This window comes from Pseudomonas sp. TWP3-1, from assembly GCF_049896625.1.
GTDB lineage: Bacteria > Pseudomonadota > Gammaproteobacteria > Pseudomonadales > Pseudomonadaceae > Aquipseudomonas.
This window is the reverse complement of record NZ_JAFCUQ010000018.1, coordinates 23,479-37,125: the sequence shown is the minus strand read 5'-3', so window position 1 is coordinate 37,125 and position 13,647 is coordinate 23,479. Positions and strand designations below refer to the sequence as shown.

The window sequence follows — 13,647 nt, the reverse complement described above, 5'->3', positions numbered from 1 at the left end:
GCGGTTTAAAGTTGGTAGCTGAAACTGATGCTGTAACGCGGCCGCCGGTTAAACGTGTCCAGCGCCTCATCCGACATTGGCTTCGCCGCTTCCAACGCCACGTTGTAGTACTTGGCATCACCAAACCGCAGCCCGATCGCTGCCGAGGACAGGTCGTTGTCCTGCACGGCGAGTTTGTTGAACCAGGATTTCGAGCGGTCGAGCACGAAGTACGGTTGCAGGATGCGTACCCAGTTGCCGTCGCGGTTGAAGCTGTAGTTGATCTCGTATGCCACGCCCCAACCCTTGTCGCCGGACGCTTGATCATCGGGGTAGCCACGGCCGAAATTCTGTCCCCCGAACACGGCGCGTTCGCTGTCGGGCAGGCTGTCGTTGCTCCAGTAGAGCGCCGCCGAGAGCACGCCTTGCCAGTTGTCGAAGAACTTGTCGCTTTGTACCCCGGAGACACGTACGCGGAAGAAGTCCAGATCCAGTGCGCTGTTGTTGGTTTTCGCGCCCATGCTGTCGAGGCCTTGATAGACGCCGCCGCTGAGGATGCGCAGTTGCCGCGCGTCAGCCTTGCGCCAGTCACTCTCGAAGGCGAGGGCGCGGACGTCGGTGCGCTCTTCGACACTCAAGGGGTAGCCAACGACTTTGTAGCGGGTCTTGTCGTTGACGGCGTACAGGCGTGATCCGGCAGTCAGCAGTTCATTCGAGGCGGCAATCAGCGGCAGGCTGAAACCGATTGAGTAGCGATCATTCTCGCGGTGCGGTTTCAGCTCCAGGCCATTGGCGAGCCGCACGTTGGTGCCGGGGTCGGCGCGGTAGCGCGAGGCCGACAGACTCAGCTGTGTGCCTTCGGCGTCGATGAACTGGTTGTAGTCCGCCCGGTAGTAATGCTCGTCATCATCACCCGGCGGAAACAGACCGCTGAGTGACAGTTGTTCGCCCATCGAAGTTTGCGAATTACTGCTGACGCCGAACAGGGCCTGGGTGCCGTTGCGGTTGTCCTCGGTGGTGCTCATGCTGCTGGTAAACGCTTTGCGGCTGGCCTGGGCGATCAGCGTCGTCGCACCATCGGTGGTGCCGGGTGGCGGCACCTGGGCCTGCACGGTGACGCCGGGAATGCGTGTCATCAGCGTGGTGTAGCGCTCGAACGTCTTGCGCGTCAGCGGCCGTTCGGCCTGCATTTTCGCCACCAGTTTATCCAGCAGACTTTTCACCCGGCCGACGTCGCCCTGCAACTGGTAATCCTTGACGTACCCCTCGACCAACACTACCCGCGCCACGCCGTCATCGAAGGTTTGTTGCGGCAAAAATGCGTAGGACAGCAGGTAGCCGTCTTGCTGGTAACGCCGGGTGATATTGCGCGTCGCTTCGATCAGGTCGGCGAGGCTGGTTTCGCGACCGATCAAGGGTTGGTAGATCGCCGCCAGCTCGTTGAGCGGATAGATCGTGCCGCCTTCGATCTGCACGGTTTTCAAATTGATTTTGGTGCCCATCATCAACGGCTCTGCGGCGGCACCCGGTTCCGGCACTTGCAGCGGTGCGGCGGTCGGGCGATAGGCGTCGGCAGGCAGGTTCGGCACTGGCAGGTTGCGGATGGTTTCGTTGCTGTTGAGAAAGCTCGGGAGGGTGTCGGCGAGGGCAGCGGAACTGAGACTGAGGAACAGCAGGGACGCCATAACGCGCATAGGACACTCCATGTTCAGGCCGCAGGAATTGGCGGGTTTCTCCAAAGAAAAAAGCGGAAGACTCGTAGGAATCTTCCGCCCTCAACCAAGCGTAGGCGCTGTAGGTGAGGCCGTCGAATCGGCCAGGTGCAATTCAGCGTTTGTTGCCGCCCAGGGCGCCAGTCAGGCCGCCGAGTACGCCGCCCAGTCCGCCACCGGTGCCGCCAGCAGTACCGCCGTTGACCAGCCCGCCGACAGCGGTGACGGTGTTACCGACTGTGGTGACCGTGTTGCCGACGGCGGTCACTACTGGATTGGCGTTGGTCCCGGCGATGGCACCACCGAGGTTGCCGACAGCGCCGCCGACCTGGCCGGTCAGGCTTGCGACCGGACTGCCGACGCCGGTAACCGCGCCGACGCTCTGAGTCAGGTTGGTGACGGTGGTGGTGACCGGGGCCAGCGCGCCGCCAACGTTAGTGGTGAGTGATGCCAGCGGGGCCGTGGTGGTGGTAATCGGCGTGCCTGAGCCGCCAAGTGCGGTGTTGAGCGAAGACACTACGTTGCCGGCCGAGGCCAGGACGTTGCCGGGCGCTGCGAGGGTGCTGTTGCCGGCGCTCAGGCCAGCGCCGACATTGACTGCCGCGCCACCCACGGTTTGCAGCAGACCCGTACCGCCAAGGCCACCGCCAATACCGCCTCCGGTGCCTGAACCTGTGCCGTTGGCCACCAGACCGCCAGCCTTGCCGACTGCCGTGCCGACATTGCTCAGCGCGCCGCCGACGGTGTTGGTCAGCGCGTTGCCGTTGCCGGCACCGGTGACTTTGTCGCCCACGCCGTCGACGGTCACGCCGACTTTCTGGATCAGACCATTGAGGGGCGCGCCGAGACCCGTGGCACTGCCGAGTTTGTCGGTGGTGCTCTCCACCATGGCGATCACCGGCACCAGTTTGCCGCTGACCTGGGTGGTCAACGAGCCGAGCGGCCCGGTGGTAGTGGCAGTGCTGAGGGTGTCGCCGAGCATCGTGACTTTTTCGCCTACGCCGTTAAGGACCGGTGCCACTTTTGTCACTACGCCGCCGACCACCGGGATGCTGTTAGTGGCGGTTGCCAGCTTGCCGCTGACGTCCGACACGCCGTTGCCGACATCCTGTACCACGCCGCCGACTGCTGATGCCGTGACGCCCACTCCATTGGGGGTGCTAGCCAGTTTGCCAATACCGTTGGCTACGCCGTCCCCCAGCGTGCTGACGACATTGCCAGCGGTGTTGGCGGCGCTTTGCACAACGCCGCCAACCACTGGAACCGTGCTGAGCGAGTCACCGATCTGCCCGACACCGTCGCCGACGCCGCTGACGGTATTGCCGACATCCTGTACGAGTGTCGTGGTAACCAGCGAAGGTGTAGTCGGATTGGTCGGGTTGGTCGGATCCGTAGGGTTGGTGGGGTTGGTCGGATTGGTAGGATTGGTGGGATTGGTTGGATTGGTAGTCCCACCGGTGCCTCCGGTTCCGCCAGTACCTGCAGTACCGTCGGTTCCGCCGGTGCCACCCGTGCCTCCGGTTCCGCCAGTGCCTGCCGTACCGTCGGTGCCACCGGTACTACCCGTTCCGCCGGTGCCGCCAGTCCCGGTCGTACCATCTGTACCGCCAGTGCCAGCCGTCGAATCGCTCGGCGAAGAGCTGCCTGAGCTGCTTTTATGGCCGCCACCGCCGCTGCTGCAACCGGTGAGGCCGAGGGAGAGGATCAATGCCAGAGCGATTGCCGATTTGCACCACACTTGAGTTTTCATGATTGAGATTCCTGCACCTTGTCACAACGTTCGTTGTATTCGATGGCTCGCCGATTCTGTTGGCGGCAATGCCTTCGTCCGTTGTGCTCATCTCATTCGCAAGGCTGGATCCAGACCATTCTCAAGTTGGTATTAACGCCTTTATATAGGGATGGGAAATTGCTGCCTAAGGACTAATACCGAGGATATAAACACGCAAAAAAAAGCCTTGAGAATCAAGGCTTGGAGTTGGTTTCAGTAATTTGCGATGCGCGAAAAAACTTAAGTGATATATACACAATTAACAGGCGTTTATTGTGTAGCCATCAGGCAATCGGCTGCCATTTGCCGACCATGTGCTCCAGCTCACCAGCGCCGATCAAGCGCAATTCACCGCTCGATCCGGCCGCGCTGGCGAACAGTGAAACTTCGCTCGGCAGGCGCACCGGTTTACGAAAATGCACGGCGATTTCCAGGTTGGCTTTGGGCAAGTGATCGCTCAATGCGGCAAGTGTCCGCGCCTTGTTCCACAAGCCGTGAGCAATCGCGCTGGGGAAACCGAACAGCTTGGCGCTGGCGGCGCTCAGGTGAATCGGGTTGTAGTCGCCGGAGACCTTGGCGTATTGCCGGCCGATGTCGGCCGGAGCTTGCCATTGCGCCACTTGCTGCAGTGGCAAGGTCGGCTCCCAGGTCTGCTCGACCGGCTCGCCTTCAAGTTTCACGCCGCGACAGAGCATCTGGCTTTCGGCTTCCCACAATGGCCCGAGCTGATCATCGAGAGTGGTCAGCAAATCGAAGGTCGCGCCTTTCGGATGCGCTTGCAGATTGCTCACGCGCACACTGACTTGCGCGCGGCTGATCCCGCCCATCGGCCGCAATACACGAATGCGGTTGCTCAAATGAATCAAGCCGAGCAGCGGAAAAGGAAACTCTTTGGCTGTGAGCAATTGCATCTGCAAGGCGAACGCGAGGATGTGTGGATAAGTTGGCGGCAGCAGGCCATCGTCGGCAAAGCCGCAGACCTTTCGATAGTCCGCCAGACGTTTGCCATCGACATTCACCAGGCAGCGCAGTGCGCTGTCGGGCAACGTGGTCCCGGTGATTTTGCGCCGGGACGCGGCCCGGACATACAAGCCGGGCAAGCTCGGTTCACGCGCTAATGTTTGCCATTCGATGCTCATGGTCAGGCCCCCAGAACGCTTTGGCCGCACACACGCAACGCCTGCCCGGTGAACGCGCCGGTGCCGGGTTGCGCCAGCCACGCCACAGCTTCGGCGACGTCCTGCGGCAGGCCACCCTGACCGAGCGAACTCATGCGTCGTCCGGCTTCACGCAGGCCGAACGGAACGCGTGCGGTCATCTGGGTTTCGATGAAGCCCGGCGCCACGGCATTGATGCTGATACCGCGTTCCAGCAGGGTTGGCGCCCAGGCTTGCGCTAGGCCAATCAACCCGGCCTTGCTCGCCGCATAGTTGGTCTGCCCGCGATTGCCGGCGATGCCGCTGATCGAAGCCAGCAGCACCACTCGCGCGTTGTCGCGCAGGGTGCCGCTGTCGAGCAGGGCTTTGGTCAGCACTTGCGGCGCGTTGAGATTGACCGCCAGCACCGCATCCCAGAATTCCGGGGTCATGTTGGCCAGGGTTTTATCGCGGGTGATCCCGGCGTTGTGCACCAGAATGTCGAGACCTTCCGGCAGTTGTTCGATCAATTGCGCGGCGGCGTCTTCGGCGCAGATATCGAGGGTGATGCTGCGCCCGCCAAGTCGCGCGGCGAGGGCGTCGAGATCGGTTTTGGCCGGTGGCACGTCGAGCAGAATGACCTCGGCGCCATCGCGGGCCAGGGTTTCGGCAATCGAGGCGCCGATGCCGCGTGCGGCGCCGGTGACCAGCGCTTTGCGGCCGGCCAGGGGGCGCGTCCAGTCAGTCACAGGTGTGGCGCAAGCCGTCAGACGAATCACTTGTCCGGAGACAAACGCGCTTTTCGGCGACAGGAAAAACCGCAACGGGCCTTCCAGTTGCTCCTCGGCACCTTCGCCGACATAGATCAATTGCAGCGTGCCGCCGCTGCGCAGTTCTTTGGCCAACGAACGCGAAAAACCTTCCAGCGCCCGTTGAGCACTGGCGGCAAACGGCTCGCTGAGGGTTTCCGGCGCACGACCGAGAATCACCAGATGCGCGCTGCTGTCGAGGTTCTTCATCAGCGGCTGAAAGAACTCACGCAGCTGTTTGAGTTGATCGGTGTGCTGCAAATCGCTGGCGTCGAACACCACGGCTTTGAGCTTGGGGCCGAGGCCGGGAATCCATTGCGTGGCGCCCGCAGGCTCGTCGCCGTAGCGATAAATCCCGTCGGTCAGGCGATTGGCGAAGCTGCTGACCTGCGCGGCCAGCGGTCCGCCCCCGATCAGCAGCGCGCCGTCCACTGGCCGCAGGCGCCCAGCCTCCCAGCGTTCCAGCCGCACCGGCGACGGCAGGCCCAAGGCACCGACCAGACGGTGGCCGATGGACGAGTTGGCGAAGTCGATATACCGGTCAGACATGGAACGCTCTCCAGAAGATGGGGTTCAAAGTGTGGACTGCGTGGGGCAATCAATCGTTCGATCCGCGCAATAAGGCCTACGCTAGAACACTGAGGTTTAGCAGGTCTTGCAGATAAATGCGGAAACTGTGGGTGCGAACCTGTGGCGAGGGGATTTATCCCCGTTGGGTGGCGAAGCCGCCCCAAATCCGCAATCGCAGTGAATCTGGCAAAACGCATGCACAGATTTCACGACTGCTGCGCAGCCGAACGGGGATAAATCCCCTCGCCACAAGGACCGCGTATTGGGTTTCAGATCACAATTAAGGAGCTTTTCATGAGTCAGCCGCGCCGCGTCGCGATTATCGGCGGTAACCGTATCCCTTTCGCCCGCTCCAACGGGCCGTACGCCACTGCCAGCAATCAGGCGATGCTCACCGCCGCACTGGAAGGCCTGATCGAACGCTACAACCTGCACGGCCAGCGCATCGGCGAAGTGGTCGCAGGCGCGGTACTGAAATTGTCACGGGATATGAATCTGACCCGCGAGTGCGTGCTTGGCTCGCGTCTGTCTCCATCGACACCGGCGTATGACATTCAGCAGGCTTGCGGCACCGGTCTGGAAGCTGCGCTGCTGGTGGCAAACAAAATTGCCCTCGGCCAGATCGAATGCGGCATCGCCGGCGGCGTCGACACCACCTCGGACGCACCGATCAGTGTGAGTGAAGGTCTGCGCAGAATTCTTCTGCAAGCCAACCGCGCGAAAACTACCGGTGACAAGCTCAAGGCCTTTCTGCAACTGCGCCCCAAACACCTGATCCCCGACTTGCCGCGCATTGGCGAAGCGCGCACCGGCCTGTCGATGGGCGAACACTGCGAATTGATGGCGCAGACCTGGAACATCCCCCGCGAAGCACAGGATCAACTCACCTTCGAAAGCCACCACAAACTCGCCGAGTCTTACAGCGAGGGCTGGCACAACGACCTGATGACGCCGTTCCTCGGCCTGACCCGCGACAATAATCTGCGCCCGGACCTGACCCTGGAAAAACTCGCCACGCTCAAACCGGCCTTCGAGAAAAGCGCCAAGGGCACGCTGACCGCCGGCAACTCGACACCGCTGACCGATGGCGCGGCCGTGGTGCTGCTCGGCAGCGAGGAATGGGCCAGGGAGCGCGGCTTGCCGATTCTCGCGTATTTGCGCGACGGCGAAACCGCGGCGGTGGATTTCGTGAACGGCGCTGAAGGTCTGCTGATGGCTCCGGTGTATGCCGTCCCACGCTTGCTGGCGCGCAACGGTCTGACCCTGCAGGATTTCGACTACTACGAGATTCACGAAGCATTTGCCGCGCAAGTGTTGTGCACGTTGAAGGCCTGGGAAGACGCGGAGTACTGCAAGACCCGTCTGGGGCTGGATGCGCCGTTGGGCTCGATTGATCGCAGTCGGCTGAACGTGAAGGGCAGTTCGCTGGCGGCCGGGCATCCGTTCGCCGCGACGGGTGGGCGGATTGTGGCGAATCTGGCGAAGTTGCTGGATGCAGCGGGGCGCGGGCGCGGGTTGATTTCGATCTGTGCGGCTGGGGGGCAAGGTGTTACTGCGATTATCGAACGCTGAACACGGCCCTCTTGCACACCCGAAATAATCCCGTTGGTCTGACCTCGATCAACCTCAGCCACTGCCAATGCAGTGGGCTGTCAGTTTTTGTCTGTTGGTGGGCGCGCTGTAGGACGCGCCCGTCAGCCAGTACGACAAATCCTGTAAGCCACTTCCTGAAATCCTCCGGGCAATTGTAGCCACCGGTTCGGCCTCATAAACTCCTGATTCACAAGGAATCGTCTTCGCGCGCCATTGGCCCGTGTGGACCGAGAAGCGGCTTTCTGCCCGTCACGAAAAGGAACGCTACTGATGACCAATACTCGCTCCGCTTTTTTACTGTTGATGTTGACCGCGACGTTGAGCGGTTGCGCGACCAATCCCAACGTATTGCAGATGCATAAAGTCACGGCCGAAACCCTGGGTCTGGCGTCCACCGACGAACTGACCATGGGACCAGTGACCAAAGGCACGCCAGACTTCCTCGGCGGCACGCCACTGACCTTCGAAGCCACCACGGCCAAGGGCCGCAAGTTCAACTGCTCGACTTACATGACGCCAGGCATTCTGTTGGAACCCCCTAAATACTCGCGCCTGACCTGCACGAAATAAGCACTAGAAGCGCGTCACCCGTGGCGCGCTTTGATCAGTCTTGAACTGCTGCACAGTTGCATCCAGCTCATTCGCTCTCAATTTCCCTCCCCAGCAGCCGAATTCCTTTGTGTAGAGAGGGATTTGTCCGACAATCGCTCTAACCACTCTCGATGGCGCTCCCTTCCCGGTAAAACGGAGACCAAAACCATTTTCGGTTGTCGATGAGTCGTGAGCCCTCTGTACTGCGTGTCAGATTCTGTCGCAAATGCCCTCAACGCCGGTTGCCAACATTTTGCGCCGGCTCAGCTATGATTCGCAGCGGTCGATTTTTCCGGCACAGTGTGTGCATCCACAGGTTCACAGGTCGGCAACCCCTCCCCGAGACGCGAGGATTGCCGTATAACGAGTGACATTCGCGTGTTTGGCAATACAGGACCCACAATAAAAGCTGATGAAGACTCCAAAACGCATTGAACCCCTGATCGAGGACGGTCTGGTCGACGAAGTGCTGCGCCCACTCATGAGTGGTAAAGAAGCAGCTGTTTATGTGGTGCGCTGCGGTAATCAGTTACGTTGCGCAAAGGTCTACAAGGAGGCGAACAAACGCAGTTTCCGCCAGGCGTCCGAGTATCAGGAAGGGCGCAAGGTACGTAACAGCCGACAGGCCCGGGCCATGGCCAAGGGCTCGAAGTTCGGCAAGAAAGAAACCGAGGACGCGTGGCAGAACGCCGAAGTCGCGGCGCTGTTCCGGCTGGCCGGCGCTGGTGTCCGGGTTCCGCAACCGTACGACTTCCTTGAAGGCGTGCTGTTGATGGAACTGGTAGCCGACGAGTATGGCGATGCCGCGCCGCGTCTGAACGACGTGGTGCTGGAACCGGATCAGGCGCGCGAATATCACGCGTTCCTGATTTCGCAGATCGTGCTGATGTTGTGTACCGGTCTGGTACACGGTGACCTCTCGGAGTTCAACGTGCTGCTGACGCCAACCGGCCCGGTCATCATTGACCTGCCGCAGGCAGTGGACGCGGCGGGCAACAACCACGCGTTCACCATGCTCGAACGTGACGTTGGCAACATGGCTTCGTATTTCGGTCGCTTTGCACCGGAGTTGAAGACGACCAAGTACGCCAAGGAAATGTGGGCGTTGTACGAAGCCGGCACCTTGCACCCGAACAGCGTGCTGACCGGCGAGTTCGACGATCCGGAAGAGCAGGCCGACGTCGGCGGGATTCTGCGCGAGATCGAAGCGGCGCGACTCGATGAAGAGCGCAAGCAGGCGATCCGTGCGGCAGATGACGAGCCCAAGGGCAAGTCGGACGAACCGCCGCCGCCACCGTGGATGCAGTGATTGTGTGAAATGAGAGACCCGGCTTCGGCCGGGTTTTTTGTGGGTGGTTGATTTGGTGGTGGTGTCAGTGGGATTTTTACCCTCACCCCAGCCCTCCCGAAACGTCGGACCGCCCGGAGGGAGAGGGGGCCGATCGAGTTGTTCTTTCCGGGTACATCGACCTGAAAGTACGCGTTGAACTTGAGTTTGTTTTACTGCCAAGGCTCACACGTCACTCATTCTGGAGTTCACCCGGAAAATTTCAGGTCGATGTACCCCGTAAGAACACATCATTCAGTACCCTCTACCCCTGGGAGAGGGCTAGGGTGAGGGCACGGCTTCCGGATCCATACAAATTAGCGTCTACTGTCCACCGCCCCCAAAACCCACACTCAAGGACTGAATGTGCTCCCACCCCGCAACGCCCACCTGATCATCACCGCCCGCTTGATCTCCGACTTCGGCGCGTTCCTCAACATGGTCGCGCTGGCCACCTACGTCTATCTGCTGAGCAACAGCGCCATGAGCGTCGGGATCTTCCTTGCCAGCCGGGTCGGCGGCGGTATTTTCGCCAGCCTGATCGGCACCGCGTTCTACCGCCGTTGGAGCGGACGCATTCCGCTGATTGCGTTTGATCTGCTGCGCGCGGCGGTCCTCGGCTTGTTGCTGATTCTGCCGGTCAGCCAGCAGGCGCTGTGGTTGCCGGTGATCGCATTCGGCTTGGGTTTCGGCAATTCGATGTTCGCCATCGGCCTCAACAGCCAGTTGCCGCGACTGATCGAACCGGCACAGTTGCTCAAGACCAACGCCTGGATCACTTCGGCGTCGTCGCTGGCGATGGTTGGCGGCAGTCTGGTCTCGGGTTTGCTGGTCGCAGGCTTCGGTTTTGAAACGGTGTTCGCGCTGAACGCGCTGACTTATCTGCTGGCGGCGTTGCTGATTGTGCCGCTGCGTTTCAGCAAACCTGAGCCGGTTGCCGAGGAAAAATCTGAACGCGGCGAATGGTCAGCGCTGATGCAAGGCCTGCGCAGTGCGCCAGTGATTGCCGCAATGCTCGCCGTGACGATGGCCGACACCCTGGGCAGCGCGGCGCATAACGTCGGTTTCCCGATCATCTCGAAACTGCTCACGCCGGATTCAGCCAGCACCACGCTGGGCCTGATGCTGGCAGTCTGGGCGTTGGGAAAACTGCTCGGCGCGCGGATTGCCAGTCGTCTCAAAGGCTCGGAAAACATCAATCTGGAACGGCGGTTTTTCTGCGGTGTGCTGCTGATGTCCTGCGGTTTCATTCTGATGTTCCAGCAACAGAGCCTTTACGGTTTGCTGCTGTTTTCGCTGCCGGCGGGATTGGGTGATGGTTTTTCCGAAGTCGGCCTGATGTCGCGCCTGCAACGTGAACCTGAGCAACTGCGCCTGCCGATTTTCAGCTTTCTGACGCTGTTGCAAATGACCGGGTTCGGCGTCGGCATGCTGATCGCTGCGCCGTTCTATGCGTGGTGGGCGCCGGGTGCCGTGGTCGCGCTGTTCCACGGCATTCCCCTCGGCACGTTGCTACTGATGAAGCTGCTGGCAATCAGGCGCGGGCAGGTTGCGCGCAGCAGCCCGACGCCAATTCCTTGAGGATCGGGCAGTCGGGGCGATGGTCGCCCTGGCAGTGCTCGACCAGGTCCTGCAAGGTGTCGCGCAGTTCGCCGAGCTCGCGGATCTTCTGATTCAACTCATCGATATGCTGGCGCGCCAATGCCTTCACATCGGCACTCGCGCGCTGGCGATCCTGCCACAGGGTCAGCAGCTTTCCGACTTCCTCCAGCGAAAAGCCCAGATCACGCGAGCGCTTGATGAACGCCAGTGTATGCAGGTCGTCATCGCCGTAGATCCGGTAGCCACTGTCGGTGCGATGGGCTGCCTTGAGCAGGCCTATCGATTCGTAATACCGAATCATCTTCGCGCTCAGGCCACTGTGGCGGGCCGCTTGGCCGATGTTCATTGCTCGTCCTCCAGATCCTTGGGTTTCCAGGTTTTCAACAGTAGCGCATTGCTCACTACGCTGACGCTCGACAGCGCCATCGCCGCGCCGGCCAGCACCGGGTTGAGGAAGCCGAACGCCGCTAGTGGAATGCCGATCAGGTTGTAGACGAAGGCCCAAAACAGGTTCTGACGAATCTTCGCGTAGGTCTTGCGGCTGATCTCCAGCGCCGCCGGCACCAGTCGTGGATCACCGCGCATCAGGGTGATCCCGGCCGCGTGCATGGCCACGTCAGTGCCGCCGCCCATGGCGATGCCGATGTCGGCGGCGGCCAAGGCCGGGGCGTCGTTGATGCCGTCACCGACCATGGCGACGACGCCGGTTTTCTTCAGTTCGGCGACGGTGGCGGCTTTGTCGGCGGGCAGGACTTCGGCGTGCACGCTGGTGATGCCCAGCGCTTCAGCAACCACGCGGGCGCTGCCACGGTTGTCGCCGGTCAGCAAATGGCTGTGGATATCGCGTTTGGCCAGTTGTTGCACAGCGTGCAAAGCGCCGGGTTTGAGCGTGTCACCGAAAGCGAACAGGCCGAGCACACGCTGCTCGGGGCTTTGTTCGATCAGCCATGACAGCGTGCGGCCCTCGGTTTCCCAGTCCTTGGCGGACTCGGCCAAGGCACCGGCGCTCAAACCGTTCTCGTCCAGCATCCGCCGATTGCCCAGCGCCAGACGCCGACCGTCGAGCGTGCCGGCGATGCCGCGACCGGTCAGCGATTGGCTGTCAGTGACATCGGCCACGCTCAATTCACGCTCGCTGCACGCATCGAGCACGGCTTTGGCCAGTGGATGTTCGCTGCCGCGTTGCAGTGCGCCGGCCAGTTGCAGCAAGGTGTTTTCATCACCGTCGACAGCGCTGAAGTGCGCGATGCGCGGAGTGCCGGAGGTCAGGGTGCCGGTCTTGTCGAACACCACCGTGCTGACTTCATGCGCGCGTTCCAGTGCTTCGGCATCCTTGATCAGAATCCCGTAGCGCGCCGCCACGCCGGTGCCGGCCATGATCGCTGTCGGTGTGGCCAGACCAAGGGCGCATGGGCATGCGATCACCAGCACGGCGACGGCGTTGATCAATGCCACTTCGATGGGCGCGCCGTACAGCCACCAGCCGATCAGTGTCGCGAGGGCGATCACCAGCACGGTCGGCACGAAGACCTGACTGACTTTATCTACCAGTTTCTGGATCGGTGCTTTCGCCGCTTGGGCGTCTTCCACCAGGCGGATGATCCGCGCCAGCACGCTTTCCGCGCCGAGCGCGGTCGTGCGCACCAGCAAGCGACCTTCGCCATTGATCGCGCCACCGGTCACTTTGTCGCCGGGTTGTTTCGGCACTGGCAGGCTCTCGCCGCTGATCAAAGCCTCGTCGGCATGGCTCTGGCCTTCGACGACTTCGCCGTCCACCGGGAAGCGTTCGCCGGGTTTGACCAGCACCATGTCTTCAAGACGCAGGGCTGTGATCGCGACATCTTGCTCGCGGCCATCGATAACTTGAATCGCTCGTTCCGGCCGTAACGCTTCAAGCGCGCGAATGGCGCTGGCAGTCTGGCGTTTGGCGCGGCTTTCCAGATATTTCCCGAGCAGCACCAGCGCGATGACCACCGCCGAAGCTTCGAAATACAGATGCGGCATGCGCCCGGCGGCGGTGGCCCATTCGTAAATGCTCAGGCCGTAACCGGCGCTGGTGCCGAGGGCGACCAGCAAGTCCATGTTACCGGCCCCGGCGCGCACGGCTTTCCATGCGGCCACGTAAAACCGTGCGCCGAGGATGAATTGCACCGGAGTGGCGAGGGCAAATTGCGCCCAGGCCGGGAGCATCCAGTGAATGCCGAATGGCGCGAGCAACATAGGCAGCACCAGCGGCAAGGCGAGGACGATGGCGCAGATCACCGCCCAGCGTTCATGTTGCAGGCGCTGTGGCTGGTCATCGGTTGGCGGGTTTTCGAGGGCAAATTCGCTGGCCGAGTAGCCAGCCTTGGTCACGGCGCCGATCAGAATCTGCGGCGCGACCTCATTGAGCAATTCAACGTGCGCCCGTTCATTGGCGAGGTTGACGCTGACACTTTTCACCCCCGGCACTTTGCTCAAGGCCCGTTCGACCCGACCGGCGCAGGAGGCGCAGGTCATGCCGGCAATCGACAGATCGAAGGTGCTGGAATCGGACATCGGTCTTACTCCCTGTAGA

General features: G+C 61.5%; 10 protein-coding genes. 4 read left to right on the top strand and 6 right to left on the bottom strand.

Features of this window, described 5'->3' with window-relative positions:
- Nucleotides 1-5: 5 nt before the first annotated feature.
- From ACP7BN_RS21895 to ACP7BN_RS21880, 4 genes are all read right to left on the bottom strand, one after another.
- On the bottom strand, nt 6-1,673 hold the full coding sequence (locus tag ACP7BN_RS21895; protein WP_426206046.1) for a ShlB/FhaC/HecB family hemolysin secretion/activation protein: 1,668 nt from the start codon (nt 1,671-1,673) through the stop codon (nt 6-8).
- 133 nt (nt 1,674-1,806) lie between these two features.
- A complete protein-coding gene (locus ACP7BN_RS21890) occupies nt 1,807-3,441 on the bottom strand; it encodes a collagen-like triple helix repeat-containing protein (protein ID WP_426206045.1) in 1,635 nt (544 codons plus the stop codon).
- Nucleotides 3,442-3,746: 305 nt separating this feature from the next.
- Nucleotides 3,747-4,601 (bottom strand): MaoC family dehydratase, encoded by an 855-nt coding sequence (locus ACP7BN_RS21885; protein WP_426206044.1) that lies wholly within the window; start codon nt 4,599-4,601, stop codon nt 3,747-3,749.
- Nucleotides 4,602-4,603: 2 nt separating this feature from the next.
- Nucleotides 4,604-5,956, bottom strand: a complete 1,353-nt coding sequence (locus tag ACP7BN_RS21880) for a 3-oxoacyl-ACP reductase (RefSeq protein WP_426206043.1) — start codon at nt 5,954-5,956, stop codon at nt 4,604-4,606.
- 315 nt (nt 5,957-6,271) lie between these two features.
- Between ACP7BN_RS21880 and ACP7BN_RS21875 the strand changes: the two genes are divergently transcribed.
- From ACP7BN_RS21875 to ACP7BN_RS21860, 4 genes are all read left to right on the top strand, one after another.
- Nucleotides 6,272-7,549: an acetyl-CoA C-acetyltransferase gene (locus tag ACP7BN_RS21875; protein WP_426206042.1), complete on the top strand. Its 1,278-nt coding sequence runs from the start codon at nt 6,272-6,274 to the stop codon at nt 7,547-7,549.
- Between the two features lie 291 nt (nt 7,550-7,840).
- Complete coding sequence (locus ACP7BN_RS21870) at nt 7,841-8,140, top strand: hypothetical protein (protein ID WP_426206041.1); 300 nt, start codon at nt 7,841-7,843, stop codon at nt 8,138-8,140.
- Between the two features lie 433 nt (nt 8,141-8,573).
- Nucleotides 8,574-9,470: a PA4780 family RIO1-like protein kinase gene (locus ACP7BN_RS21865; RefSeq protein WP_426206040.1), complete on the top strand. Its 897-nt coding sequence runs from the start codon at nt 8,574-8,576 to the stop codon at nt 9,468-9,470.
- A gap of 384 nt (nt 9,471-9,854) precedes the next feature.
- Nucleotides 9,855-11,069 (top strand): MFS transporter, encoded by a 1,215-nt coding sequence (locus ACP7BN_RS21860; RefSeq protein WP_426206039.1) that lies wholly within the window; start codon nt 9,855-9,857, stop codon nt 11,067-11,069.
- Here the strand turns inward: ACP7BN_RS21860 and cueR are convergent.
- A complete protein-coding gene (gene cueR, locus ACP7BN_RS21855; RefSeq protein WP_426206038.1) occupies nt 11,023-11,436 on the bottom strand; it encodes a Cu(I)-responsive transcriptional regulator in 414 nt (137 codons plus the stop codon). The genes ACP7BN_RS21860 and cueR overlap by 47 nt on opposite strands.
- Nucleotides 11,433-13,628 carry a heavy metal translocating P-type ATPase gene (locus tag ACP7BN_RS21850; RefSeq protein ID WP_426206037.1) on the bottom strand — a complete coding sequence of 732 codons (2,196 nt, stop codon included), beginning with the start codon at nt 13,626-13,628 and terminating at the stop codon, nt 11,433-11,435. Before ACP7BN_RS21850 ends, cueR begins: the two co-directional genes overlap by 4 nt.
- Nucleotides 13,629-13,647: the final 19 nt, after the last annotated feature.

What these genes read in the sequence shown, in the direction of transcription:
- ACP7BN_RS21890 (WP_426206045.1), bottom strand. Translation starts at nt 3,441, where the DNA reads ATGAAAACTCAAGTGTGGTGCAAATCGGCAATCGCTCTGGCATTGATC.
- ACP7BN_RS21850 (WP_426206037.1), bottom strand. Translation starts at nt 13,628, where the DNA reads ATGTCCGATTCCAGCACCTTCGATCTGTCGATTGCCGGCATGACCTGC.
- ACP7BN_RS21885 (WP_426206044.1), bottom strand. Translation starts at nt 4,601, where the DNA reads ATGAGCATCGAATGGCAAACATTAGCGCGTGAACCGAGCTTGCCCGGC.
- ACP7BN_RS21865 (WP_426206040.1), top strand. Translation starts at nt 8,574, where the DNA reads ATGAAGACTCCAAAACGCATTGAACCCCTGATCGAGGACGGTCTGGTC.
- ACP7BN_RS21895 (WP_426206046.1), bottom strand. Translation starts at nt 1,673, where the DNA reads ATGCGCGTTATGGCGTCCCTGCTGTTCCTCAGTCTCAGTTCCGCTGCC.
- ACP7BN_RS21880 (WP_426206043.1), bottom strand. Translation starts at nt 5,956, where the DNA reads ATGTCTGACCGGTATATCGACTTCGCCAACTCGTCCATCGGCCACCGT.
- cueR (WP_426206038.1), bottom strand. Translation starts at nt 11,436, where the DNA reads ATGAACATCGGCCAAGCGGCCCGCCACAGTGGCCTGAGCGCGAAGATG.
- ACP7BN_RS21875 (WP_426206042.1), top strand. Translation starts at nt 6,272, where the DNA reads ATGAGTCAGCCGCGCCGCGTCGCGATTATCGGCGGTAACCGTATCCCT.
- ACP7BN_RS21870 (WP_426206041.1), top strand. Translation starts at nt 7,841, where the DNA reads ATGACCAATACTCGCTCCGCTTTTTTACTGTTGATGTTGACCGCGACG.